25 protein-coding genes are annotated in these 24,293 nt (G+C 48.3%); 15 read left to right on the top strand and 10 right to left on the bottom strand.

The features are described 5' to 3' along the window. Positions 1 to 16 precede the first annotated feature (16 nt). On the top strand, positions 17 to 502 hold the full coding sequence (gene rraA / locus L4D12_RS07540) for a ribonuclease E activity regulator RraA (RefSeq protein ID WP_428447209.1): 486 nt from the start codon (positions 17 to 19) through the stop codon (positions 500 to 502). A gap of 123 nt (positions 503 to 625) precedes the next feature. Here the strand turns inward: rraA and zapB are convergent, their stop codons facing one another. Both zapB and L4D12_RS07530 read right to left on the bottom strand, forming a co-directional pair. Then, positions 626 to 868: a cell division protein ZapB gene (gene zapB / locus L4D12_RS07535; RefSeq protein WP_428447208.1), complete on the bottom strand. Its 243-nt coding sequence runs from the start codon at positions 866 to 868 to the stop codon at positions 626 to 628. Positions 869 to 1,153: 285 nt separating this feature from the next. Further along, positions 1,154 to 2,764: a methyl-accepting chemotaxis protein gene (locus L4D12_RS07530; RefSeq protein ID WP_428447207.1), complete on the bottom strand. Its 1,611-nt coding sequence runs from the start codon at positions 2,762 to 2,764 to the stop codon at positions 1,154 to 1,156. 452 nt (positions 2,765 to 3,216) lie between these two features. On the opposite strand from L4D12_RS07530, the gene glpK reads away from it, so the two are divergent. From glpK to L4D12_RS07505, 5 genes are all read left to right on the top strand, one after another. Continuing rightward, positions 3,217 to 4,737 carry a glycerol kinase GlpK gene (glpK, locus tag L4D12_RS07525; RefSeq protein WP_428447206.1) on the top strand — a complete coding sequence of 507 codons (1,521 nt, stop codon included), beginning with the start codon at positions 3,217 to 3,219 and terminating at the stop codon, positions 4,735 to 4,737. A gap of 211 nt (positions 4,738 to 4,948) precedes the next feature. Further along, positions 4,949 to 5,956 carry a class II fructose-bisphosphatase gene (gene glpX / locus L4D12_RS07520; protein WP_428447205.1) on the top strand — a complete coding sequence of 336 codons (1,008 nt, stop codon included), beginning with the start codon at positions 4,949 to 4,951 and terminating at the stop codon, positions 5,954 to 5,956. A 185-nt stretch (positions 5,957 to 6,141) separates the two neighbouring features. Further along, entirely contained in the window at positions 6,142 to 6,759 is a 618-nt protein-coding gene (locus tag L4D12_RS07515) for a helix-turn-helix transcriptional regulator (RefSeq protein WP_428447204.1), read from the top strand. Between the two features lie 13 nt (positions 6,760 to 6,772). Next, positions 6,773 to 7,516 (top strand): ferredoxin--NADP reductase, encoded by a 744-nt coding sequence (locus L4D12_RS07510; RefSeq protein WP_428447203.1) that lies wholly within the window; start codon positions 6,773 to 6,775, stop codon positions 7,514 to 7,516. Positions 7,517 to 7,667: 151 nt separating this feature from the next. After that, positions 7,668 to 7,997, top strand: coding sequence for a DUF3135 domain-containing protein (locus L4D12_RS07505; RefSeq protein ID WP_428447202.1), 330 nt, complete (start codon positions 7,668 to 7,670; stop codon positions 7,995 to 7,997). A 17-nt stretch (positions 7,998 to 8,014) separates the two neighbouring features. On the opposite strand, the gene L4D12_RS07500 is transcribed toward L4D12_RS07505, so the two are convergent. Then, on the bottom strand, positions 8,015 to 8,362 hold the full coding sequence (locus L4D12_RS07500) for a 5-carboxymethyl-2-hydroxymuconate Delta-isomerase (RefSeq protein WP_428447201.1): 348 nt from the start codon (positions 8,360 to 8,362) through the stop codon (positions 8,015 to 8,017). Between the two features lie 448 nt (positions 8,363 to 8,810). Here L4D12_RS07500 and tpiA point away from each other — a divergent pair, with 448 nt between their 5' ends. After that, positions 8,811 to 9,581: a triose-phosphate isomerase gene (tpiA, locus tag L4D12_RS07495; protein WP_428447200.1), complete on the top strand. Its 771-nt coding sequence runs from the start codon at positions 8,811 to 8,813 to the stop codon at positions 9,579 to 9,581. Positions 9,582 to 9,733: 152 nt separating this feature from the next. Here tpiA and pfkA read toward each other — a convergent pair whose 3' ends face one another. Together pfkA and L4D12_RS07485 are read right to left on the bottom strand one after the other, a co-directional pair. Then, a complete protein-coding gene (gene pfkA / locus L4D12_RS07490; RefSeq protein ID WP_428447199.1) occupies positions 9,734 to 10,696 on the bottom strand; it encodes a 6-phosphofructokinase in 963 nt (320 codons plus the stop codon). A 566-nt stretch (positions 10,697 to 11,262) separates the two neighbouring features. After that, positions 11,263 to 11,757: a CpxP family protein gene (locus tag L4D12_RS07485; protein WP_428447198.1), complete on the bottom strand. Its 495-nt coding sequence runs from the start codon at positions 11,755 to 11,757 to the stop codon at positions 11,263 to 11,265. A gap of 193 nt (positions 11,758 to 11,950) precedes the next feature. On the opposite strand from L4D12_RS07485, the gene L4D12_RS07480 reads away from it, so the two are divergent. The 3 genes from L4D12_RS07480 (at position 11,951) to L4D12_RS07470 (ending at position 14,560) form a co-directional block, all read left to right on the top strand. Next, positions 11,951 to 12,640 (top strand): response regulator, encoded by a 690-nt coding sequence (locus tag L4D12_RS07480; protein ID WP_428447197.1) that lies wholly within the window; start codon positions 11,951 to 11,953, stop codon positions 12,638 to 12,640. Further along, positions 12,640 to 14,001, top strand: coding sequence for an envelope stress sensor histidine kinase CpxA (cpxA, locus tag L4D12_RS07475; RefSeq protein ID WP_428447196.1), 1,362 nt, complete (start codon positions 12,640 to 12,642; stop codon positions 13,999 to 14,001). The genes L4D12_RS07480 and cpxA overlap by 1 nt, the downstream gene beginning before the upstream one ends. A 94-nt stretch (positions 14,002 to 14,095) precedes the next feature. Then, positions 14,096 to 14,560 (top strand): tRNA (cytidine(34)-2'-O)-methyltransferase, encoded by a 465-nt coding sequence (locus L4D12_RS07470; RefSeq protein ID WP_428447195.1) that lies wholly within the window; start codon positions 14,096 to 14,098, stop codon positions 14,558 to 14,560. A 76-nt stretch (positions 14,561 to 14,636) separates the two neighbouring features. Here L4D12_RS07470 and cysE read toward each other — a convergent pair whose 3' ends face one another. The 4 genes from cysE to L4D12_RS07450 all read right to left on the bottom strand — a co-directional run bounded on the left by cysE (position 14,637) and on the right by L4D12_RS07450 (position 17,703). Then, positions 14,637 to 15,458: a serine O-acetyltransferase gene (gene cysE / locus L4D12_RS07465; protein WP_428447194.1), complete on the bottom strand. Its 822-nt coding sequence runs from the start codon at positions 15,456 to 15,458 to the stop codon at positions 14,637 to 14,639. Positions 15,459 to 15,606: 148 nt separating this feature from the next. Continuing rightward, entirely contained in the window at positions 15,607 to 16,623 is a 1,017-nt protein-coding gene (gene gpsA / locus L4D12_RS07460; protein WP_428447193.1) for an NAD(P)H-dependent glycerol-3-phosphate dehydrogenase, read from the bottom strand. Positions 16,624 to 16,639: 16 nt separating this feature from the next. Then, positions 16,640 to 17,110 carry a protein-export chaperone SecB gene (secB, locus tag L4D12_RS07455; RefSeq protein ID WP_428447192.1) on the bottom strand — a complete coding sequence of 157 codons (471 nt, stop codon included), beginning with the start codon at positions 17,108 to 17,110 and terminating at the stop codon, positions 16,640 to 16,642. A gap of 143 nt (positions 17,111 to 17,253) precedes the next feature. Then, positions 17,254 to 17,703 carry a rhodanese-like domain-containing protein gene (locus tag L4D12_RS07450; protein WP_428447191.1) on the bottom strand — a complete coding sequence of 150 codons (450 nt, stop codon included), beginning with the start codon at positions 17,701 to 17,703 and terminating at the stop codon, positions 17,254 to 17,256. Between the two features lie 430 nt (positions 17,704 to 18,133). Here L4D12_RS07450 and gpmM point away from each other — a divergent pair, with 430 nt between their 5' ends. The 3 genes from gpmM to L4D12_RS07435 are packed head-to-tail and all read left to right on the top strand — an operon-like array spanning position 18,134 to position 21,600. Beyond that, the gene (gene gpmM / locus L4D12_RS07445) at positions 18,134 to 19,675 is read left to right on the top strand and encodes a 2,3-bisphosphoglycerate-independent phosphoglycerate mutase (RefSeq protein WP_428447190.1); all 1,542 of its coding nucleotides are present in this window, start codon (positions 18,134 to 18,136) and stop codon (positions 19,673 to 19,675) included. 7 nt (positions 19,676 to 19,682) lie between these two features. Continuing rightward, entirely contained in the window at positions 19,683 to 20,840 is a 1,158-nt protein-coding gene (locus tag L4D12_RS07440) for a peptidoglycan DD-metalloendopeptidase family protein (protein WP_428447189.1), read from the top strand. 37 nt (positions 20,841 to 20,877) lie between these two features. Continuing rightward, positions 20,878 to 21,600 carry a divergent polysaccharide deacetylase family protein gene (locus tag L4D12_RS07435; RefSeq protein ID WP_428447188.1) on the top strand — a complete coding sequence of 241 codons (723 nt, stop codon included), beginning with the start codon at positions 20,878 to 20,880 and terminating at the stop codon, positions 21,598 to 21,600. A 3-nt stretch (positions 21,601 to 21,603) separates the two neighbouring features. On the opposite strand, the gene L4D12_RS07430 is transcribed toward L4D12_RS07435, so the two are convergent. Beyond that, positions 21,604 to 22,248: a TetR/AcrR family transcriptional regulator gene (locus L4D12_RS07430; protein ID WP_428447187.1), complete on the bottom strand. Its 645-nt coding sequence runs from the start codon at positions 22,246 to 22,248 to the stop codon at positions 21,604 to 21,606. 113 nt (positions 22,249 to 22,361) lie between these two features. Between L4D12_RS07430 and rfaD the strand changes: the two genes are divergently transcribed. After that, positions 22,362 to 23,309: an ADP-glyceromanno-heptose 6-epimerase gene (gene rfaD / locus L4D12_RS07425; RefSeq protein WP_428447186.1), complete on the top strand. Its 948-nt coding sequence runs from the start codon at positions 22,362 to 22,364 to the stop codon at positions 23,307 to 23,309. Between the two features lie 26 nt (positions 23,310 to 23,335). Beyond that, positions 23,336 to 24,292, top strand: a complete 957-nt coding sequence (gene lpxM, locus L4D12_RS07420; RefSeq protein ID WP_428447185.1) for a lauroyl-Kdo(2)-lipid IV(A) myristoyltransferase — start codon at positions 23,336 to 23,338, stop codon at positions 24,290 to 24,292. Position 24,293 lies beyond the last annotated feature (1 nt).

The raw sequence follows: 24,293 nt of genomic DNA, 5'->3' as shown, positions 1-24,293 counted from the left end.
AAGAAGAAGCGCGCTTATGGAATACAATACGTCCGAGTTATGCGACATCTATCTCGACCAGGTCGATGTTGTCGAACCTATGTTCAGTTCTTATGGCGGCCGTAGCTCATTTGGCGGCCAGATCACCACCATTAAATGTTTTGAAGACTGTGGTCTGATCCGCACTGTCTTAGAAGAGCCTGGAGCGGGCCGGATATTACTGGTTGATGGTGGCGGCTCATTACGCCGGGCTCTTATCGATGTTGAATTAGCCCAGCTCGCCACGCGCAATGAGTGGGAGGGTATTATTGTCTATGGTTGTGTTCGCCATGTGGATGAACTGGATGCACTGGAGCTGGGCATTCAAGCTATGGCCTCAATGCCTGTCGGGGCGGATGAACAAGGGGGCGGTGAAATTGATGTGGCGGTGAATTTCGGCGGTGTCACTTTCTTGCCAGAAGATCATATCTACGCTGATAACACAGGCGTGATCTTATCGCCTGAGCCTCTGGATATTGATTAAATCCAACCGCCTAGGGATGGCGGCACCATAAAGCGGTGCCATAAAAAACAGAGCCATAAGGCTCTGTTTTTTTTATTCATCACTCAAGTCCATCACCATCAAGGCACCGACTGTCATGCTGACTTACTCGACGTGTTCCATCTTGCCAAGTAGCGCACGTACACGCTCTTGCCATGCTTCATGGTCATTACGTAGCTTATCGTTATCTTGTGCTAGCGTTTCACCACCAGCACGCAATTCACGAGCTTCAGCAATAAGGCTTTCATTTTGTTCTTTTAGTTCTTCAATTTCCATTTGTAGCAAAGAAATTGTATCTACAGCCATTTGTACTTTGGCTTCCAGCTTTTCAAACATTTCTAATGACATAGTATCCACCTGTCTTTAGCCTATCTGTTTACCCTAACCGTTAAGGCAACTTTTTACAGGCACGGTTGCGATTCATTACTGCCTATTCTAACGAGGCGACTGCATTCTTACATCTACAAATACCACGCTTTACCGTGAGTGGACAAAAAACAAGCAAATTTGATGAAATTATTGCTTTCGCTCTGATGCTTTCCACCGGCCCTCCGTCCGGAAATCCCTTTCACCTATAGGGGATAACAAATCAACAATCCGTACCGGTTTCACTCAGCGCCACCGTGGGCAACACTAGCCGAGTTTAAACTGACTCACAATATTCACGAGGTGGCTGTTTGACTCAATCAAGCTATGAGTACTGTCGACGGTTGCCTGACTATTCACCTGAAGCTCTGTTACCATATCGCGAATAGCCGTCATATTTTGGGTTATTTCCTCAGCAACAGCACTCTGCTCTTCTGCAGCGGTCGCAATTTGCGTATTTAAGTCATTAATATGCCCGATAGAATCCGCGATAACATCTAGATTCCCGGCAACCTCAGACGTACTCTCTACGGTTTTTTCACACGTCACCTTGGTGGCCCCCATCGCAGAAATCGCCTGACCAGAACCAGAACGAAGCTTACTCAGCGTTTGTTCTATTTCTGCTGTACTGCTTTGTGTTCTTGCCGCCAATGCACGTACTTCATCAGCCACAACCGCAAAACCACGGCCTTGCTCACCCGCACGCGCGGCTTCAATGGCAGCATTTAAAGCTAAAAGATTTGTTTGATCGGCAATATCACCAATGACCTTTAACACATTAGTAATATCAATCGTGTCTTTATCGATCTCTTCAATACTGTCAGACGTTGCATCAACTTCCTCGGCCAATTGAGAGACGGTCTCCGTGGCCCCTTCAACGGTATTTTTAGAAATCACAACCTGCTCTGTGGTCTCATGGGTAAACTGTGACGCTTTTGATGCATTATTGGCAACATCAGCGGCTGTCGCACTCATTTCAGCAACCGCTGCGACAATTTGCTCTGTTTCTGAACTATGGTGGAGCAGTGCTTTATCATTCGTCTCTGACTGTTGTTTAATCTCTTCCACTTCGACTGTAATAGCCTCAGAAGATATATTAATTTTATTAATAACATCATGGAATTGTATCAACATTTTATTTATCCCTGCGGATAAAAGTGTCAATTCATCATCACCTGTCATTTTAATCCGTAACGATAAATCATAATTTCTCGCTACATCATTCATCGTTTTATTAATATTTGAAATTGATGTGGTTATTGCTCTGATTATCATAAATGATATTAAAATCTGAATGATAGAGAAGGCAACACTGAGAATACCATTAATAATGGTTGTTTTCTTACTGAGCGTTGTTGATTTATTATATACCGATTCAGTAATATCCAGCTGAAGGTTTATTAACTTTTCTAAGTCTGCCGTAAGCGGATCAACAATCCTATATGTATCGATTATAATATCATCTATATTTTTTTGACTGTGATTTTTAAGTCTAGACACAATATTATTAAGTTCATTGTTCGTATTGTATAGTCGAACCTTAACCTCAAGTGCCAATGCCTCTTCGTTTGGCGTCAACTTTGTATTTAAGTATGCATTATAAAGCTTTGTTGTTAATACAATTGATTTTTCAATTTCTAACAACGTTTCTTCTCGTGTTTTAATTCCTACTCTATACTTATTTAAACTATCAATAATATCGACGGAATATTCATCTGATAATGTTTTTAATTCTTTTAGCGGTACCACTCGATTAATATAAATCGAATGCATAAAATCATTCATTTTTTCTAAGCTTGAGAAAGATATGTAACTCAGTAATATTAAACTACTGACCGCAATAATAGGCATTAGTGTTAATTTTTTTGAAATATTCATTTTAACCTTTATATTTACAACTTCCATAACAAGATATTGTTATATGATTCCATAACAATGTTGCATTCTATATATTTATTTTAAAGGTCACTATTACATACTTTCACAGTATTTGTTGTTCAATATTCAATCAAACAGTCTTTTTATATTTCATCTTATGATATAGTCACGCTATACGTTAACCTTCCACTATCTCAGTGCTTAAAAATATCAACAACCGCAATATTTTTCCACAAAGTGCAAAAAGTTATCTATTTTTGACATATTTATATTGCATCTTTTAATCAACTACAATTATATATATGGTTTTCCTGTATATAACAATTTTCATCAGGGATCATGTTATCACTCGTGGCACATTGTGCTGATAAGAACTGAGTGAGAAAATATATCCCCAAGCGACTCCAATCCCTACCCCCCAATACGAATAAAAGAGCAAAAGAGGAACCGTCATGACCATTGAGCAAAAATACATTGTTGCACTCGATCAAGGTACGACCAGCTCACGCGCGGTAATACTTGATGAGCACGCCAACATTGTGTGCTCATCACAGCGTGAATTTAGCCAAATCTACCCGAAGGCTGGTTGGGTGGAGCATGATCCGCTGGAAATCTATGCCTCCCAAAGCTCAACCCTCATTGAATCCTTAGCGAAATCCGGAATCCGGCCAGACCAAATCGCAGGGATCGGGATCACTAACCAACGTGAAACTACAATTGTTTGGCACAAAAAAACCGGCAAACCAGTATACAACGCTATTGTCTGGCAGTGTCGCCGGACAGCCGACATCTGCGAAGAACTAAAAACAGCCGGATTAGAAACCTATATCCGCGAAAACACCGGCCTAGTGGTTGACCCTTACTTTTCCGGCACCAAAATCAAATGGATCCTCGATAACGTGCCGGGTGCACGCGCAGAAGCGGAAGCGGGCAACCTACTCTTTGGTACTGTCGATACTTGGTTGATTTGGAAAATGACTCAGGGCCGAGTCCATGTAACCGATTATACCAATGCCTCACGCACCATGGTGTTTAATATCAATACACTTAATTGGGATCCAAAACTCCTCCAGGCGTTGAATATTCCATTGACCATGATGCCCGCAGTGAAATCCTCCTCTGAAATTTATGGACGGACTAATATCGGCGGAAAGAGCGGCACTCGAATCCCCATCGCAGGCATCGCTGGCGATCAGCAAGCCGCACTATTTGGCCAGATGTGTGTCAATCCCGGTCAGGCAAAGAATACCTATGGCACTGGCTGCTTTTTACTCATGAATACGGGTAAAGAGAAAGTGACCTCTCATAACGGCCTGCTGACCACACTGGCCTGCGGTCCGAAAGGGGAAGTGGCCTACGCGCTGGAAGGCGCCGTTTTCATGGCAGGAGCGTCGATTCAATGGCTACGAGATGAGCTCAAATTACTGGATAACGCCAAAGAATCAGAAGCCATCGCTGAAAGCATCGGCAGCACCAATGGTGTTTATATGGTCCCCGCCTTTACGGGCTTGGGCGCTCCCTACTGGGATCCGTATGCCCGAGGAGCCATTGTCGGCTTAACTCGAGGCGTCAATAGCCAGCATATCATCCGGGCAACACTGGAAAGTATTGCCTACCAAACCCGTGATGTCCTCGAGGCGATGCAGATGGATGCCGCCATCAAGCTTGATACTTTACGGGTCGATGGCGGAGCCGTCGCCAATAATTTCCTGATGCAATTTCAAGCCGATATTCTCAATACTCCGGTTCAGCGCCCAGTGGTGACCGAGGTGACGGCATTGGGAGCCGGTTATTTAGCGGGTCTCGCCGTCGGCTTCTGGGACAGTATTGATGAATTGCAGGATAAAGCGGAGTTGGATCGTACATTTATCCCTTGTCACGATGAAACCAAACGTCACCGCCGTTATCGAGGTTGGAAGCGGGCTGTCGAATGCGCTAAAGGCTGGGCTATCGAGGATGAGTCTGATCACTGATACTGACGTCCACATCAAAAGGCCTGTATCACAGGCCTTTTTCCTATCCTTATATGCAGAGATCCGCCGTGAACGTCGGACATTGGCACATTTTTGTTTTAACGCAAACGTTTCACTGTTAGCTGTGCTAAAATCGCCGCCAAATTATTGGGGGTGGGATAATGAATAAGATCCTACCTCTTGCCCACTGATTTCTATGTCTGGAGTTACCATGAAACGCGATTTGGCGATGGCATTTTCTCGTGTCACTGAAGGTGCAGCCCTAGCTGGCTATAAATGGCTTGGCCGAGGTGATAAGAACGCGGCAGATGGTGCTGCGGTAGAGGTAATGCGCACCCTGCTTAACCAAACCGAGATTGACGGTGAAATCGTAATTGGTGAAGGCGAAATCGATGAAGCACCGATGCTCTACATCGGTGAAAAAGTTGGCGTCGGAGGCGATTCGGTTGATATTGCTGTCGATCCAATTGAAGGTACCCGTATGACAGCCATGGGCCAGAACAACGCATTGGCAGTGTTGGCGGCCGGTGAAAAAGGTTCATTCCTAAAAGCGCCTGATATGTATATGGAAAAACTGGTCGTTGGCCCAGCCGCCAAAGGCAGCATCGATCTGGCGAAACCACTGGCAGAGAACCTAGAAAATATCGCCGCAGCGCTAAATAAACCGCTCAGCAACTTAGTCGTCACCACGTTAGCCAAACCCCGCCACGATGCGATTATCGCGGAGATGCAGGCAATGGGTGTACGCGTGTTCGCCTTCCCTGATGGCGATGTGGCCGCATCTATTCTGACCTGTATGCCAGACAGTGAAGTCGATGTCATGTACTGTATCGGCGGCGCACCGGAAGGTGTGGTTTCTGCGGCAGCCATCCGCGCTCTGGGTGGTGATATGCATGGCCGTCTACTGCCTCGCCATCTGGTCAAAGGCGATACCGAAGAAAACCGCAAGCTGGGTCAAATTGAAATTGACCGTTGCCATGAAATGGGTATCGAGCCCAATAAGCTCCTTCGTATGGAAGACATGGCACAGAGCGATAATGTCATTTTTGCCGGTACTGGGATCACCAAAGGGGATCTGCTGGACGGGATCAGCCGTCAAGGCAACATTGCAACCACCGAAACACTATTGATCCGCGGCAAATGCCGTACCATTCGCCGCATCAAATCGACCCACTATCTGGAACGCAAGGATGAGGCGATTAAGAGCCACATTCTGTAATCCATCACAATATTTATAACCTCAGCAAGGCGCACTTTCTAGTGCGCCTTATTTTTCTGCGTTCCGCCTCCCCCTATCACGCCTCATTATGTAAAGTGGTTGCTTTATTTAGCTTGCTGATTACATAATTAACTTAAGGCCGATGTATTCCCCACCCACCCGTAGAGATTGTAGAGACGGCAGCAATGAAAACGATAGACAGAATACTGTACCAAATGAAACGAGAAGGGCCTGTCACGGCTAAGAAATTGGCTGAAGAATTCAATCTCACCACCATGGGGGTACGTCAGCATTTACAGGGTCTGGAAGAGGATGGACTGGTTGACTTTGAAGATATTAAAGTCAAAGTGGGGCGCCCCACCCGCCATTGGAACCTTACACAAAAAGGGCATAACCGCTTTGCCAATCACCATGGCGAACTAATCATCCAAATGATTGATTCAGTAGAAGATATTTTCGGTCACTCTGGGTTAACCCAAGTCATTGAACAGCGAGAGAAGAAAACCCTGGCCCATTATCAATCACAGCTGGTCGATACGGCAAATATAGAAGAAAAACTGCAAATCCTGACTACACTCAGGGAGCAGGAAGGCTACATGGCTGAGTTTCATCAACATGGCGACGATTTCATTTTTATCGAAAATCACTGCCCGATTTGCCATGCTGCCCAGCGCTGCCCATCGCTATGCCAATCCGAGCTAACCGTTATTCAGCGTCTGCTGGGGAGCGAGTATCATGTGACAAGGAATGAACACATTATTGCCGGAGAGAGGCGCTGCGCTTATCACATAATAAAATCATAATGAGGAGAAAACGATGGCTGACTGGATCCCCGCAAAAATAATCACCAACCGCCACTGGAACCATGATTTATTTAGTCTTACCCTCAATGCCAATATCGAGCCATTTCGAGCGGGTCAGTTCACTAAACTGGGACTGGAGATTGATGGTCAATTAGTCCAACGCGCTTATTCTTTCGTTAATCCCCCAAGCAGCAGCAATATCGAAATCTATGCAACCCGCGTTGCCGACGGATTGCTCTCACCGCGCCTTCACGCTCTGGAAGCCGGAGACGAAGTCCTTATCTCTGCCCGTGCGAATGGCTTTTTTACCTTAAATGAAGTGCCCGAGGGCAATAACCTCTGGCTACTGGCCACGGGTACCGCCATCGGCCCCTACCTATCCATTCTTCACGAACCAACGGTCTGGAAGCGATTTCGTAAAATTATCCTCAGCCATGCGGTACGCTTCTCTGCGGATCTCAGCTATCAGGCCGAAATTAATGCGCTCAAGGAGCGTTATCCCGATCAGCTGATCGTTCAGCCGTTTGTCAGCAGAGAACCCGCGCCACCCGCGTTGTCAGGACGGATCCCACAAGCTATTGCAGATGGCATGCTAGAGCGCCATGTTGGGGTTAATTTGGATCCGAAGACCAGCCAAATCATGCTGTGTGGTAACCCTGAAATGGTCAAAGACACCAGGGCTGTGCTAGAAAGTATGGGATTTCACAAAAACCTACGCCGACAACCAGGCCAAATTACCATGGAGCATTACTGGTAATTCACCTCATCCGCTATCATTGCGTCACACGCACAATGGTCACTAGCCAGTGGCCATTTCGTCCACCGTCTCAACCTTGAAGCACTCCGCCGCAAAAGCGCAAACTAGTTTTATAGGCATAGCCCCATTTCATGACCGATAGGGACCACCTATGCAGACATTGCCTGACTTTGATACCTTAAAGCACATGGCCGAAAATGCGCCGGAAGAACTCGAAGCGCTGCGCCTGACGATGAGTGAGGAAATCATTGAGCGGGCCAGTGATGCCATGAAACCACGACTGCGCGCCCAAATGAGCCATATCAACCATGTTATTGAATACGGTAAAAACCCGAACCATACCAATATTCTACTGATGGCAGAACTACAGCAACAGCTTAAACGGTTTGCTCAAGCGCTCAACGCACCTGACACCCTGACTGAAAACCAGGCTGATATTCATCCGTTTGTCCGCCCGAACCAAAATCACGCTGAGAAATAGCCCACCTCACGCGTTTCTTAACAGGTCAGCTTCAGAAAGCAGTCTCTATCCATATCTCGAATATCGACGGTTAAACTGTTTATCGTCGCGGCATGCTGCTCCAATACCCCCATCAGCAACTGTGACAGCTCCCGCTTTACCGCTGCCGTACGCCCCGAAAGCATACTGACTTCGATATGGATAAACGTCGCAATATCAGCCTCATCGCCCACCAGCCAATCTTGGCAAGAGTAACTTCGCGATTTGACGGTATCGGGTGTAAATAAGCCACAGCCCAACAAAGCTTGATGCAAATCAGTCAGCAGCCCAGGTATATTAACCCGCTCAGCCACTGGCTCTGCATATTCCATAACAAGGTTTGGCATCTCAACATCCTCCATGTAATCAGATGCCCAAGTTAGCTCAAGATACAGGGTTCACTCCCAGTGGGCGAATTGTCTTGAGATCGCTTGGGTATATAACCTCGGTAACACAGTAGCGGAAATCGGTCTTGCAAGCCAAATCTACGACGGAGATATCAACCCTCGATCACTCTCTTTTATTCGCATTGTGATGATCAAATTAAGGCCTAAATGAAATTTATTTCCTCGCAGCAGTTCACTTTTTCCGGTGAAAAAGGTACAACCAAGCACAGAAATGATTTCGGACAGTAAATTAACTTCCCAAATTGTTATATAGTTACAGAGATGTTCAATCATCGATACCCCACAGCATAGTCATCTGGGTTGTCCGATAGATGCACCTTGGTCATCAATCAGATCACTATGCTATTAGGTATTCATTTATTACATCAAATTGATTTGGAGAAAAGCTATGCGCCATCCTGTGGTTATGGGTAACTGGAAGCTAAACGGCAGCAAGGAAATGGTATCTAACCTACTTAAAGGTCTGGATGCAGAACTTAAGGGTGTTAACGGTGTTGACGTAGCAGTTGCTCCACCTGTGATGTATCTTGACCTGGCTGAGCAGCTAATCGGTAAGGCAGAGAGCAAAATTATCCTTGGTGCACAGAACGTAGACGTGAACCTAAGCGGTGCATTTACGGGTGATATCTCTCCAGCGATGCTGAAAGACTTTGGTGCAAGCCACATCATCATCGGCCACTCGGAGCGTCGTGAATACCACCACGAATCAGACGAGTTCGTTGCACAGAAGTTTGCGTTCCTGAAAGAGAACGGCCTGACTCCTGTACTGTGTATCGGTGAATCAGAAGCACAAAACGAAGCGGGCGAGACGGTAGCAGTTTGTGCACGTCAACTTGACGCAGTGATCAACACTCAAGGTGTTGAAGCACTGAACGGCGCAATCATCGCATACGAACCAATCTGGGCGATCGGTACGGGTAAAGCAGCAACCGCGGATGACGCACAGCGCATTCACGCAGCAATCCGTGCTCACATTGCAGCGAAGAGCGAAGACGTCGCGAAGAACGTTGTGATCCAGTACGGCGGCTCAGTGAAGCCAGAAAACGCAGCAGCATACTTCGCACAGCCAGACATCGACGGCGCACTTGTTGGTGGCGCAGCACTAGATGCAGCAAGCTTTGCAGCAATTGCTAAAGCAGCGGCTGAAGCAAAGAAATAATCATCCATACACGATGATAACAAAAGGTCACCTTCGGGTGGCCTTTTTTATACTCGCACATTCATGCTCGGCGTACACGACTCAACGACCGTAAAAACAAAAAGCCGGCACAAGGCCGACTTTCTATCATGGTATGTCTGACGTACTGTTCTTTAGAACAGCTTATCCGCCAACTCATACAGGTCTTTACGCACTGGACGCTTCATGTTTTCAATGGCATCAATGATATCGTGATGAACCATTTGCTCGTTCTGAATGCCCACACAGCGACCGCCGTGACCTTGCATCAGAAGCTCAACCGCGTAAGCCCCCATGCGAGAAGCCAGGATACGGTCAAATGCCGTCGGCTGACCACCGCGCTGAATGTGGCCCAATACGGTTGCACGTGTTTCACGGCCAGTTTCATCTTCGATGAATTTAGCTAGCTCATTCACATCCGTCATTAACTCAGTAATGGCGATAATGGCGTGCTTCTTACCCTTGTAAATACCTTCTTTCACTTTCGCCAGCAGATTATCACGGTTCAAACCGGTCTCTGGCGTAATGATGTATTCACAACCACCTGCAATGGCTGACATCAGCGTCAAGTCACCGCAATGGCGCCCCATCACTTCAACAATTGAAATACGCTGGTGAGAAGAAGACGTGTCACGTAAACGGTCAATCGCATCGATAACGGTATTCAATGCCGTCAGGTAACCGATGGTGTAATCTGTTCCTGCTACATCGTTATCGATTGTACCCGGCAAACCGATACATGGGTAACCCATCTCAGTCAACTTCTTGGCGCCCATATAAGAGCCGTCACCGCCGATCACGACCAGCGCATCGATACCGTGAATCTTCAGATTCTCGATCGCTTGCTCGCGCACTTTCTCTTCCTTAAACTCAGGAAAACGTGCAGAACCCAGGAATGTACCGCCTCGGTTGATCACATCTGACACACTTTGGCGAGTCAATTTTTCGATACGGTTCTGATGCAAGCCCTGGTAACCGTCATACACACCGTAGACTTCAATACCTTCAGACAATGCCATGCGAACCACACCGCGAACTGCCGCGTTCATACCAGGTGCGTCACCACCACTGGTCAATACACCAATCTTCTTAATCATGGTTACCCTCTGACTTTGGGAAATGAAACTTCAAATCCGACACGAGTTGCCAAGGTTCCCCCGCTTGGCATCACACACCATGTTCAGGCCTGTGCTCATGTAAACTGTAACTTTCCTACTAATGTAGGAGTATTACAATTTTGATAAAAAATTTTGTTGATTCACATCACGATAGCCTGAGACTGCATCAGTCTGCAGAACTTTCACCCCACTCTGGCAGGGCCGGATATCAATCGAAACTGTTAGCCATTGGTTGATATCAGGGGCTGGGCGGACGATATAACTCAAATCAACGCCACTGTGACAAGTATATCCCCTGACAACAGAGCCACCAGTTGTGCTGAGCGAGGGCGACGACCGCGGGTGATGATACATTCATCCATGATAATCACGCTTGATGTGCTGCACTGACTGGGCAATACCCCGCAGTATAGCTTTTTTACGATGAAAATTAATAACAAAAAAAGTCACCATTGGTGATTTGTTACCAACTATTGAGGTTAACTAACATAAAAAAGCCACCGCATATTGGGTGGCTATCACTGTTTTAATGATCGTGTACAGGCTTAGTTATTGTGTTTTTCGGCCATGCGGGCCTGACATTGCTCACTACGTTCCGCCTGTAGCTGCTGATATTTTACCTTTTGATCAGGGGTCAGAATCTGTAGCATGTCATGGCGTTGCTTTAGCATCGACACCCGGCGATCAACCTGCTGCTCTGTCATCTGCTCAGCCAGCGCTCTCACCGCAGATTCATCAAAGTTATCCGCGAGCACCAACTGCTGTATCTTCTGATGCTGGGCTTGCATCTCTGCATGGTGGCTGGCTATCTCGCTGCGCATCGTGTCGCGATTTGCTTGACGAAGTGCTTTCATTTCTTTCTTCTGAGTATCGGTCAAATCCAGTCCACGAAACATGGCATGCCCGCTTTTCATTCCGCAACTGTTTTTGCCGCCCTGATCATGGTGCTGCTTACCACCACCATATGCCAGCGCAGACGCTGAGCCCAAAGCCAGTGGTAGTGCAATAACGAGGGCCAGTGTTTTCTTAAATGATGTCATGATATTCGTCTCCAGGGTTGCTGTCTCAGCGTTACGATATTGGGTATATGACTAAGCTTATCCGCTACAAGGTAAATAGCTGTCTAAAAAACGTAAAATTGCGTAAAGCTAAGCCATACTCACTTGGCGTACTGAGGCGGTTCAGAGATACTTCATACTAATGCGAATAGATAAACACTAAAAGGTAGCTCTCATGGCCAAAATCCTGCTTGTTGATGACGATATCGAGCTTACTTCATTGCTGACGGATATCCTCGAAATGGAAGGCTTTGATGTGGAAGAGGCGAATAATGGCGAACAAGGCCTAGCCAAAATAGATACCAGTATCGATCTGATCTTACTGGATGTGATGATGCCGGTAATGAACGGGACCGAGATGCTGCGCCGCCTGCGGGAGAAACATTCGACCCCGGTACTGATGCTGACGGCCAAAGGAGAAGAAATCGACCGTGTCCTTGGCCTTGAACTTGGCGCTGATGACTATTTGCCCAAACCCTTTAGTGATCGCGAGCTTCTGGCTCGGATGCGGGCTATCTTGCGCCGAACCCAATCAGCGGCGACAACCAAGTCTGGGCCAGAGTGCCTAACCTATCAAGATATTATCATCTACCCTGGCCGCCAGGAGGTACTGTGCCACGGCCAGCCGATTGAGATGACGGGCACCGAGTTGGCACTACTAAGCTACTTCATTCAGCATCCGGGAAAAATTATCGCCAAGAATGAACTCAGTCTAGAAGTTTTAGGGAAACGCCTTGCACCGTTTGATCGCGCTATCGACATGCACGTCTCCAATCTGCGTAAAAAACTCCCTGAACGCAGCGATGGAAAGACATGGATCAAAACGCTACGCGGCAAAGGCTACTTATTGGTCGAGGATGCCTGATGAAATTGCCTCGAGTCACAAGCTTATACGGCCGGATTTTTGCGGTATTCTGGCTCACCTTGCTCATTGTGGTACTGACTCTGCTTCTGCTGCCTCATCTTGATCCCCGGACTCAACACACGATTCCCGAACCACAGCTCAAGCGCCTGAATGGATCCGCTTTGCGAATTTCTGCGCAAATCAACCATGATACCGGCAGCCTGAAACAACGCCTGCAGCGTTTGACCAAACATGAACGTCACAACAGTAGCCAACTCTATTTCACTACAACGGAGGGCGAAATAATCGCCCCTCAGGGGCGTAATAAGGCATTGCGCAATTTCATTACCATGGCTGATGATCCGGCCACGCCGCGACAAAAATTGTATGGCCGCTGGATGATGGCGGGTCCTTTTGTGGTGAAATATAACAGTGACACCCTCTTAATGTATGTGGGAAGAATGTGGCGTGAAGCCCCACCGTTCTTTATCCAAATCCTCGATAAACCCTTCCAGTTACTGCTCATCACCATGCTGGTCAGTACCCCGTTACTGCTCTGGCTGGCATGGGCGATATCCATTCCCGCACGTCGGCTGCAACACGCGGCTGAGCGTGTCGCAAAAGGGGAATTCGAAGCCGATCCGGCACTGGAGTCAGGGTCGCTAGAGTTCAAACAAGCTGGCGCGAGCTTCAATCAAATGGTGCAAGCGATCAACCAGATGATCGGAGGCCAGCAGCGCCTGCTGTCCGATATATCTCACGAACTTCGATCCCCGCTGACCCGACTGCGCATGGCAACTGCGCTAGCCCAACGCAAACAAGGCCAGAGCAAAGAGCTGACCCGCATTGATACTGAAGCCGAGCGACTTGAAGCGATGATCAGCGAGCTGCTTGAGCTATCCCGTATGCAAGTCAACAGCCACGAGCAACGAGAGCGCTCTGATGCCCAAACATTATGGTACGACATGCTCGAAGATGCCCGTTTCGAGGCTGAGCAGTGCGGTAAGTCTCTCGACTATAGCCCTCTAGGAGAGTGGCCGATCAGCGGCAATCCTAGCTTGCTGATCAGCGCACTGGAAAATGTAGTCCGTAATGCGATTAAGTATGGAGACAGCACCATTCACGTGGCTTTCACTGTGCATGAGACGCGATTGACAATCACCGTTGACGACAATGGTGACGGCGTTCCAGAACCTGAACTGGATGATATCTTCCGTCCCTTCTACCGGGTCTCCACCGCCCGAGACCGCAGCAGTGGCGGAACAGGGCTAGGGCTGGCGATCACTGAAAGCGCCATCCGTCAACATAGTGGTACAATCAAGGCCAGTCGCAGCCAGTTAGGGGGACTGATGGTCACCATCACGCTGCCACTGAGCCACTAATCTGGCATTATCTGAGACAGAACCATGGCGAACCATAACGGCTTCGCCATTTTTTCGCTACAATAGCGCGACTGTCACCACGGAAAGAAACACAATGTTTGATATTGCCCTGTATGAACCGGAAATCGCCCCTAACACGGGTAACATTATCCGCCTGTGCGCCAACTGTGGTGCGAACCTGCACCTGATAGAGCCACTCGGATTTGATTTAGAAGAGAAGAAGCTGCGCCGAGCAGGGTTGGATTATCATGATTTAGCACATGTCCACCGTCATAAAAATTTCGATGCCTTCCTTGCCCACATTGGTAACCGTAGGATTTTCGCCTGCACCACCAAGACTACCAACTTCCACACCAATGCAAAATTTGAGGAAGGGGATGTACTATTGTTTGGCCCGGAGACCCGAGGTCTACCTGCTGACTATATTGCCAGCCTACCACTGGAGCAACGCCTGCGGATCCCGATGCATCCCACCAGCCGCAGCCTCAACTTATCCAATGCTGCTGCCATCATCGGCTATGAAGCCTGGCGTCAACTTGGATTCAATGGCGCGATTTAAATCCCACACGGATCCAACTCCATTAAAAAAGCGAGAGCCTAGACTCTCGCTTTTTATCATTCATCACCCATTGCCACTAAATACCATCACCGGCAATAAAGGTCTGGCTCGTGCCATTAAAACACTGATCCATATCCATGGACGGTTTTTCCGTGCTTGGTCGTCCCACGACCTTCGCGGGGACACCAGCTACTGTGGTATGAGGCGGCACAGCATTCAGCACCACAGAACAAGAACCAATCTTAGCCCCCTTGCCCACTTCAATGTTGCCCAAGATTTTAGCCCCGGCGCCAATCATCACGCCTTCACGGATTTTCGGATGGCGATCTCCGCCCTCTTTGCCGGTTCCGCCAAGCGTAACGTCCTGAAGCAGTGATACATCATTCTCAATCACCGCCGTTTCACCAACCACTATCCCTGTCGCATGGTCAAACATGATCCCCTGGCCGATCTTTGCAGCAGGATGGACATCCACCTGACACGTCACCGAAATTTGATTTTGCAAATACACGGCCAATGCGACCCGCTGCTGCTTCCACAGCCAGTTAGCCACTCGGTAACCCTGCAGCGCATGAAAACCTTTCAGGTACAGCAAGGGGATCGAAAACATCTCGACAGCCGGATCGCGCTCCACCACGGCCCGAATATCACAGGCTGCCGATTCGGTAATATAACAATCAGCAGCAAAGGCCTCCTCAATCACTTCCCGTACGGCCATCGCCGGCATCGACGGGGTTGCCAGCTTATTGGCCAATATATAGCTCAAAGCCGCAGCCAGGTTATCGTGCTTAATGATGGTGGCATGGTAGAAACTGGCCAGCATCGGCTCCTGTTCTGATTGCTGCCGTGCTTCCTGCTTAATTGCCTGCCAGATGGCATGTTGTTGACATTCCCTCACAGTGCCCTCGGTATTGTTATCGATTTGTTGTTTCCGCTTGCTATAACTTTAACCTGCCCTGAAAAAAAAACAACGCAGGCTTTGCAGCCCGCGTTGCGATTTCGCGTCAGATCGGGGTGCCGGCCATCCGGCGATACCCGCTAAACCGTTATTCGTCTTTTTTCTCGCGTGCCAGTAGATCTTTGGCGGCTTCTCGGGCATCTTTACCCTGATAAAGCACCTGATAGATCTGCTCACTAATCGGCATTTCCACGCCCATACGTTGAGACAGTACCCACACCTCTTTGGTGTTACGATACCCTTCCACAACTTGACCAATTTCTGCCTGTGCGGTTTCCACACTCTTTCCTTGGCCAAGTGCTAAGCCAAAACGGCGGTTACGAGATTGGTTATCGGTACAAGTGAGTACCAAATCACCCAAGCCGGCCATCCCCATAAAGGTCTCTGGTTGGGCTCCCAACGCAGCACCTAGGCGACACATTTCCGCCAGTCCTCGGGTAATAAGAGCAGTACGCGCATTCGCGCCAAAGCCAATCCCATCAGACATGCCCGCACCAATAGCAATCACGTTCTTGACGGCTCCACCGAGCTGCATACCAATAAAGTCACTGTTGCTATAGACTCGAAACGTCTTGCTGCAGTGAATTTTTTCCTGCAAATCACGGACAAAACCCTCATCGGGTGATGCAACGGCAATCGCGGTCGGCATACCAGCAGCCAACTCTTTAGCAAACGTCGGTCCCGACAGCACCGCTAACGGTACGGTATCGCCCAGCACCTCAACCGCGACATCCTTCAACAAACGACCGGTTTCAGGCTCCAGCCCTTTGGTGGCCCAGCACACACGAGAATCTGTACGCAGGAAAGGCTTCACGCTAGCCAATACGTCGCCAAAAACATGGCTTGGTACGACAACCAACAAATCACGACTGGCTTGGACAGCTTGCTCCAGATCCGCAGACACAATCAGCGAATCGGGAAAAGCAACACCGGGAAGAAAAGCCTCATTGGCACGATCAACTTCTAGCTGAGCCATATGCTCAGGCTCATGACCCCATAAGATCACGTTAGCCCCATTACGCGCCAGCGAGATAGCCAGAGAGGTCCCGTAGGATCCCGCTCCAAGGACGGTCATGCTGATAGCTTGTTCACTGCTTGGATTCATAACGGTCCCCAAAAAATTACGCTTCAGTATTTTCTGGGTTAGCTTGAGCTTGGTTCTGAAGGTAGTTCATGAACAGAGCATCAAAGTTAACAGGTGCCAGATTTAGCTGAGGGAAAGTCCCTTTCACCACTAGGCTAGAGATCGTTTCGCGCGCATATGGGAAAAGGATATTCGGGCAGAATGCACCTAGGCAATGTGCAAGCTGTGGCGCTTCCATGCCAGCAACAGAGAAGATACCACCTTGCTGAACTTCACATAGAAATGCAGTTTCTTCAGCATTCTTAACCGTCACAGTCAGACGCAGGATCACTTCAAATACACCTTCACCCAATTCGCGGCTCTGGGTATCAAGATCCAATTTCACATCAGGGTTCCATTCTTTCTGGAACATTTGTGGTGAATTTGGCGCTTCAAAAGAGACGTCTTTTAGAAAAATACGCTGGATTTGAAAGTTTTGTTGTGCGTCGTTGTTTGCTGCTTCAGCCATTTTAGAGTCCTTTTTTCTCTCTGGCTCACCACCGTGAGCGCATAAATATTGCAACCATGATAGATATCACAACTGCACAAAGTTTGACGGTCACCGGATCAAAGCGAACATCGTGTTCTCGCCTATTTCAGTGACCTATCGAATTATTTTTTGCCTTTACCTGACTTACTGCGGATCAGCGGCAAATTTGCCTCATTCCATGAAATCAGGCCATCTTTTAGCAAGTTTACATTTTCAAAACCGGCTTTATGCAGTAGCGCCGCGCTTTCTTGGGCGGTCTGACCGGTCTTGCATACCACGATGATTGGGGCATTTTTATGTTTTTCAAGCTCACCAAAGTTCTGATCTTTGATCTGACTTGGCAGAATGTGAAGTGCTTCCGCAATATGGCCACTGCGGTATTCATCACGACTACGAATATCAACAAAGACACCGTCCTCGCGGTTAACCATGGCAGTCGCCTCGTTCGGCGTAACGACATTGTAGCCCGCCGTTTTCTGCTTGACGAAAGAGGTAATAATTGCCACAACCAGACCCACCCAGGCCACAGAAAGAATTGGGTTGCTTGTTACAAAATCAATGTATTGCTGCATGATGTTCGCTCTATTTTCCTAATATCAGCCAACTGTAACCAGGGCTAAACTCCACCAAATTAAGGGCTCCGAGTATACCCGCGACAAGCTGGTTGTACAGCAAGATGCAATAATTACGCGCCACGGCTCACTCTGTTACAGTGCATTGAGTATACGTCGTAAACAAGATTGCGAATATTTCGCCACGATTATAAAGTAAAAAAAACTGTGCTTCAGGACTTACACTCGTCGACAGAAAGCCCTATATTGCGGTAGTAAGATAACAATCCATTTACAGCATAGTTTGATCTTGCCCTACAGTTTACGGCATAAATTGTAGTAAAATTACGGCGTTTAGCCCCATTACCTTAGCTAGGCACTCGCGCCAGCAGCTAAGGTAATGGATCCAAATTATACTCAGATTTCTAACTTACTTTACGAGGGACAGCATATGTCTGCTAAGAAGCCACTGGCTTTAGTTATCCTGGATGGCTGGGGTTACCGCGAAGACAACGCCAACAACGCTATTGCAAACGCCAACACGCCCGTCATGGACGGTTTAATGGCGAATGAAGCAAATACTCTGATCTCAGCATCAGGTATGGATGTTGGTCTTCCTGATGGGCAAATGGGTAACTCTGAAGTAGGTCACACCAACATTGGTGCTGGTCGTGTGGTTTATCAAGATCTAACCCGTATCACCAAATCAATCGCTGATGGTGATTTCTTTGAGAATGCCGCACTAACAACGGCAATCGATAAAGCGGTGAATGCGGGTAAAGCCGTTCATATTATGGGCCTGATGTCACCGGGTGGCGTACACAGCCACGAAGACCACATTGCCGCAGCCGTTGAAATGGCAGCCCAGCGTGGTGCTGAAAAAATCTATCTACACTGCTTCCTTGATGGTCGTGACACCCCACCTCGCAGTGCTAAAGCCTCATTGGAACGCTTCCAAGCCTTGTTTGCCAAACTAGGCAAAGGCCGCATTGCATCATTGGTTGGCCGTTACTATGCCATGGACCGTGACAATAACTGGGATCGTGTAAAGGTTGCTTACAATCTACTAACGGCCGCTACTGCTGAGTTTACTGCCACCACGGCGGTTGACGGTCTGGAAGCCGCTTATACTCGCGACGAAAATGATGAGTTTGTCAAAGCCACTGAAATTCGTGCCGAGGGCCAGCCTGTAGCGGCAATGGAAGATGGCGATGCTGTGATTTTCATGAACTACCGTGCTGACCGTGCCCGTCAAATCACCCGTGCTTTCGAGCCAGGCTTTACTGGTTTTGAACGAGCTCAGTTCCCACAACTGGCTGATTTCGTCATGCTGACCCAATACGCAGCGGACATCAACCTGACCACCGCATACCTGCCAGCAAGCCTAGACAACACGCTGGGTGAATGGCTGGCGAAGAAGGGTAAGAAACAATTGCGTATTTCTGAAACAGAAAAATACGCACACGTTACTTTCTTCTTCAATGGCGGTATTGAAGATGAGTTCGAGGGCGAATCACGCCAATTGGTCGCGTCACCAAAAGTAGCAACCTATGATCTCCAACCAGAGATGAGTGCACCGGAGCTAACCGAGAAGCTAGTTGCTGCCATCAAGAGCGGCGAATTCGATACTATCATCTGTAACTACCCGAATGGTGACATGGTTGGCCACACTGGCGTTTACGACGCTGCAGTAAAAGCGTGTGAAGCCCTAGACTCATGTATCGGCCAGGTTGTCGCGGCAATCAAAGAAGTCGACGGCCAATTGTTGATCACAGCGGACCACGGTAACGCTGAAATGATGATTAACCCAGAAACGGGCGGCGTGCACACTGCACACACCAACCTGCCTGTTCCTCTGGTTTACGTCGGCAATAAAGCGCTTACATTAAAAGAAGGCGGCAAGCTATCTGATCTCGCACCAACCATGCTGGCGCTATCAGATATTGAAATCCCTTCAGAGATGACTGGTCAGGTGCTATTTGATCTGAAATAATCCCCCTATGCGGGAATTAATCAAACACCTACACCATACTCTCCGCGCCAGTGCATTATGCACTGGCGCTTTGTTATGCCTAACGTTTGCCTCACTGGTCAATGCCAACCAAGGCCAGCTTGATGGCGTAAAACAAGAAATCTCACGCCAACAAATTCAGGTTACCGCGAATAAGAAACGCATTGATAAACTGCAAAAATCACTCCGCCAGCAAGAAATCAAGATTGCTGAAACAACCAAGGCAATGCATCAAGCTAAACAGCGGACAGCCTCACTGACAACATCGATTCAAACTCTCCAGCAGCAATTAGCCCAGCTCAAGCAGCAACAGCTTGGTCAACAAGAAATGCTCAGAGCACTGCTCAACACCCAATACCGCCAAGGCAAGCAAAGCCAATTGGCTTTGCTACTCAGTGATGAAAACAGTAGTCAGCTTGATCGCTATACTGTTTATGCCGAGCACCTGAGTCTTGCCCGCAGTCATGCTTTAGACGAACTCGCAGCAACGGCAACCGAGCTACAGCTCAAGCAACACCAACTTAGTGAACAACAAGCACAGCAGCAGGCCTTGCTCACTCAGCTGACCCAACATAAAAAACAACTGGAATCTGAACGTTACCAACGGCAGAAAACCGTTCGTAGCATTAAGGGTGAAATACAATCAGACAATCAATACCTCACTGAACTCAAGCACAATGAACAGCGCTTGGTCAAAGAAATTGCCCAAGCTAAAGCTGCTGCAGAAGCGGCACGACGAATCGCCCCGATGGATGGCCTCGCTAAACATAGAGGTCGGCTACCCTGGCCGGCAAAGGGCGCAATTTTGCATGATTTTGGGGAAACCCTACAGGGCGAGCTGCATTGGAAAGGGATGGTGATCCAAGAAGCCGCTGGCAGTCAAGTCAAAGCCATTTACCCCGGAAAAGTAGTCTTTGCCGACTGGTTAAGAGGCTATGGACTGATGGTGGTGATTGATCACGGCAAAGGTGATATGAGTTTCTATGGCTATAACCAGACCTTACTCAAGAAAGTCGGCGACAACGTACAAGCCAAAGAAGCTATCGCGCTGGTCGGTGACAGTGGAGGCCAAGAACAGAGCTCACTGTATTTTGAGATCCGCCGTAAAGGCAGCCCGACCAACCCGCGAGGCTGGCTGACTCGCTAGCGCTTTTACTGAGAACCTTAGATATTAGATAACAGACATGCGACGGATTGCTTTCTGGATAACCCTTTTACTCTTGGCCTCCCTACCCACCCTCGTACAGGCTGCGCGGTTGGCCATCATCATTGATGACTTGGGGTATCGCGCCATGCCCCCCGCGCTCTCTGCCTTACCATCGGAAGTGAGCATCTCTATCCTGCCGGGTACCCCATTTGATGCTGCAATCAGCCAGCTAGCCCGCAAACAACAACGTGATATCTTGCTCCATATGCCGATGGAACCCAGCCGCAACGTCTCCCTTGAGCATGCTACCCTGACCCGCAGTATGACCAAAGAGACACTACAGCTGACCTTGCAGCAAGCCCTTAACCGAATACCCGATATTATTGCCGTTAACAACCATATGGGCAGCGCATTAACCCAAGATCCAACAGCGATGGGATGGGTGATGGATGTGCTAGCACATCAAGGACTCTCATTTCTCGACAGCCGGACATCGGCCCAGTCTGTCGCGTTCGAACAGGCAATATCCCATCAAGTTCCCGTATTGCGAAGAGATGTATTTTTAGACCACTTTCGCTCCGAAGCCTTTGTTAAGCAACAGTTAACCTTGGCAGCTAAGCATGCTAAACGCCATGGTTATGCTATCGCGATTGGTCACCCCTACCCGGTAACCCTTACCACCATAAAGCAACAGCTCCCCTCTCTCGCCGCTCAAGGTATTACCCTGGTCCGGCTCTCCGATCTCTATCCACCATCTTAAGCATCACTGATCTTGCTTAACCTGATTACAGTAGTGCGCCTCAAGCTGCTGTACCTGTGCTTTGCCTCTTTCGGTTGTCAGAGGCCGGACAATGCTCAGCATTTGTAACACCCCTTGGTAAATCACCGCTTTGGTAATTTTAGCGCCAGGCACCTGTGTGGTTTGATAAAAGATCCAGCTTGATGCCACCAATTTAAGGGTGTCGGTTAAATTCAATATTTCGCTATCATCCAGATCCAGTAGCCCACTCAGACAAAAGCTGTTCATCATCGCCATGATATTCTGGCGTAAACCGTCCTGTGCCAACAGGTATTTCTGCTGCAGTACCGCGTCACGACGCAGTATGTCGGGCAGGTTGGCGTAAAAGAAACGATAGCGCCACATCAGCATAAAAACAGCATCAAGATAAACCAATACGTTATCGACAGTGATCTGTGTATGCTCAAGCGGCTGAAAATGAATACTGAGATCATCCGCGTATTGATCAAAAATACTGTGTATAATCTCCTCTTTATTGCGGAAATGATAATACAGATTGCCGGGACTGATCCCTAGGTGGGCAGCTATATGATTCGTAGTTACATTCGGCTCGCCGCTTTCATTAAAAAGCTCAAGGGCAGCCAGAATGATTTTATCGCGGGTTTTCATTTGCTTCTCTCTTCTCTGCCCATACAGTTGGCACTCTGCTCATACTATCATAAAGATAATTCATAACGATGGCGGATACCCATCGTTACTCCAAATAGAAGACTGGAATAGCCATGATAATTGTAACTGGTGGGGCTGGTATGATCGGCAGCAATATCATCAAAACCCTTAATGAACGAGGCCACACCAACATCTTGGTCGTGGACAACCTGAAAGATGGGACCAAATTCGCTAACTTGGTTGATCTGGAAATTGCCGACTATCTCGATAAAGACGATTTTATCGCTCGCATCCAGGCCGGCGAAGCGTTCGGTCATGTCGACGCAGTCTTCCATGAAGGTGCCTGCTCATCCACCACCGAGTGGGATGGCAAATACATGATGCGCAATAACTACGAGTATTCGAAAACACTGCTGCACTACTGTCTGACGCGCCGCATTCCTTTCCTGTATGCCTCTTCCGCCGCCACCTATGGTGGTCGTGATCATGACTTCATCGAAGAAAAACCCTACGAGGGGGCGCTGAATGTCTATGGCTTCTCTAAACAGCAGTTTGACAATTATGTTCGCCGCCTGTGGCAAGATGCCGAACAACGCGGTGAAAACCTGTCACAAATTACCGGCTTTCGCTATTTCAATGTCTACGGCCCTCGCGAACAACACAAAGGCAGCATGGCATCGGTCGCATTTCATCTTAACAGCCAAATCACCGCAGGCAGCAACCCGAAACTGTTTGAAGGCTCTGATCTGCTCAAGCGTGATTTTGTCTATGTCGGCGATGTCTGCAACATGAACCTCTGGTTCTGGCAAAATGGTGTCTCAGGGATCTTCAACTGTGGTACCGGCCATGCCGAACCCTTTAGCGAAGTAGCCAAAGCGGTGATCAAGCATCACGGTACAGGCGCTGTTGAGGAAATACCCTTTCCGGAGCACCTCAAAGGCCGTTACCAAAAATTTACCCAAGCCGATCTGACCAAGGTTCGCGCCGTGGGTTACAAGGAAGAATTTAAGTCTGTAGCCAAGGGCGTGGCGGAATACATGACGCATCTAAACCAGAAATAATATGAGCCAGTGAATAGTATCGCCCTATGAATGATCATTACGACAACAAAGCCTACCACCCAGCCTTTAGCTGGTCTTTCCTGCATCCCAAGTATTGGGGGACCTGGCTGGCTGTGCTATTAGCTTCATTACTCAGCCTCTTACCCCACAACGTGCGTCGTACGCTTGCTGCCGCGTTTGCTAAACAAGCGGTTAAGTTAAATAGCAAAGCGAATCAACGGGCCCGGATAAATCTGGCAATGTGCTTTCCTGACAAATCAGACACTGAGCGGGAAATGATGCTGCAAGACAGCTATACCACTGCAGGTAGCTTTCTGATGGGCTTTGCCTCCTTGAGCTTACGTAACAAACAATGGCTCGAAAACAATACCGTGATCCGTGGTGAAGAGCATCTAACCGCACTTAAAGAACGTGGCGAAAGCGTGATTTTACTGGTACCCCATACCTGGGCCATTGATATCCCCGCGGTTTTACTGGCATCTCGCGGACTCCCCGTCTCGGCGATGGCTAAAAAACAAAAAAACGCCGTCTCTGACTGGCTAATGCACAAACAGCGAGTACAATACGGCGGTCGGGTGTATGAGCGTAGCGGTGGAATCAAACCCTTCATCAAATCGATCCGTGAAGGGTATCTAGGTTACTACCTCCCTGATGAAGATCTTGGCCCAGAGCATAGTGTATTCGTTGATTTTTTTGCCACCACCAAAGCCACCATTGCCGGCCTTGGCCGCCTGGCTAAACTCAGCCGCGCGAAAATCGTCCCGCTGTATTCCATCTATAACAGTGAAACTGGTCAGTATGAAATCGACATCTACCCGCCGCTTTCTCCGTTTCCGATGGAAAACGAAGCCCAAGACGCCCGAATGATGAACCAGTGTATCGAGCAGTATGTGACTGAACGTCCCGAGCAGTACATGTGGATTTTACGTTTATTGAAAACTCGGCCAAATGGCGAGTCAAATCCCTATAAGACCAGTCAGTGAC

It is taken from the genome of Photobacterium nomapromontoriensis (assembly GCF_050336815.1).
Lineage (GTDB): Bacteria > Pseudomonadota > Gammaproteobacteria > Enterobacterales > Vibrionaceae > Photobacterium > Photobacterium nomapromontoriensis.
This window is presented reverse-complemented; position numbering and strand designations above follow the sequence as displayed.

Coding starts and splice junctions, on each gene's coding strand:
- glpX (WP_428447205.1), top strand. CDS start 4,949: ATGAAACGCGATTTGGCGATGGCATTTTCTCGTGTCACTGAAGGTGCA.
- L4D12_RS07480 (WP_428447197.1), top strand. CDS start 11,951: ATGGCCAAAATCCTGCTTGTTGATGACGATATCGAGCTTACTTCATTG.
- L4D12_RS07515 (WP_428447204.1), top strand. CDS start 6,142: ATGAAAACGATAGACAGAATACTGTACCAAATGAAACGAGAAGGGCCT.
- rfaD (WP_428447186.1), top strand. CDS start 22,362: ATGATAATTGTAACTGGTGGGGCTGGTATGATCGGCAGCAATATCATC.
- gpsA (WP_428447193.1), bottom strand. CDS start 16,623: ATGAATCCAAGCAGTGAACAAGCTATCAGCATGACCGTCCTTGGAGCG.
- zapB (WP_428447208.1), bottom strand. CDS start 868: ATGTCATTAGAAATGTTTGAAAAGCTGGAAGCCAAAGTACAAATGGCT.
- cpxA (WP_428447196.1), top strand. CDS start 12,640: ATGAAATTGCCTCGAGTCACAAGCTTATACGGCCGGATTTTTGCGGTA.
- secB (WP_428447192.1), bottom strand. CDS start 17,110: ATGGCTGAAGCAGCAAACAACGACGCACAACAAAACTTTCAAATCCAG.
- L4D12_RS07505 (WP_428447202.1), top strand. CDS start 7,668: ATGCAGACATTGCCTGACTTTGATACCTTAAAGCACATGGCCGAAAAT.
- L4D12_RS07530 (WP_428447207.1), bottom strand. CDS start 2,764: ATGAATATTTCAAAAAAATTAACACTAATGCCTATTATTGCGGTCAGT.
- pfkA (WP_428447199.1), bottom strand. CDS start 10,696: ATGATTAAGAAGATTGGTGTATTGACCAGTGGTGGTGACGCACCTGGT.
- L4D12_RS07440 (WP_428447189.1), top strand. CDS start 19,683: ATGCGGGAATTAATCAAACACCTACACCATACTCTCCGCGCCAGTGCA.
- L4D12_RS07450 (WP_428447191.1), bottom strand. CDS start 17,703: ATGCAGCAATACATTGATTTTGTAACAAGCAACCCAATTCTTTCTGTG.
- L4D12_RS07510 (WP_428447203.1), top strand. CDS start 6,773: ATGGCTGACTGGATCCCCGCAAAAATAATCACCAACCGCCACTGGAAC.
- lpxM (WP_428447185.1), top strand. CDS start 23,336: ATGAATGATCATTACGACAACAAAGCCTACCACCCAGCCTTTAGCTGG.
- glpK (WP_428447206.1), top strand. CDS start 3,217: ATGACCATTGAGCAAAAATACATTGTTGCACTCGATCAAGGTACGACC.
- L4D12_RS07430 (WP_428447187.1), bottom strand. CDS start 22,248: ATGAAAACCCGCGATAAAATCATTCTGGCTGCCCTTGAGCTTTTTAAT.
- gpmM (WP_428447190.1), top strand. CDS start 18,134: ATGTCTGCTAAGAAGCCACTGGCTTTAGTTATCCTGGATGGCTGGGGT.
- L4D12_RS07435 (WP_428447188.1), top strand. CDS start 20,878: ATGCGACGGATTGCTTTCTGGATAACCCTTTTACTCTTGGCCTCCCTA.
- L4D12_RS07470 (WP_428447195.1), top strand. CDS start 14,096: ATGTTTGATATTGCCCTGTATGAACCGGAAATCGCCCCTAACACGGGT.
- L4D12_RS07500 (WP_428447201.1), bottom strand. CDS start 8,362: ATGCCAAACCTTGTTATGGAATATGCAGAGCCAGTGGCTGAGCGGGTT.
- L4D12_RS07485 (WP_428447198.1), bottom strand. CDS start 11,757: ATGACATCATTTAAGAAAACACTGGCCCTCGTTATTGCACTACCACTG.
- tpiA (WP_428447200.1), top strand. CDS start 8,811: ATGCGCCATCCTGTGGTTATGGGTAACTGGAAGCTAAACGGCAGCAAG.
- rraA (WP_428447209.1), top strand. CDS start 17: ATGGAATACAATACGTCCGAGTTATGCGACATCTATCTCGACCAGGTC.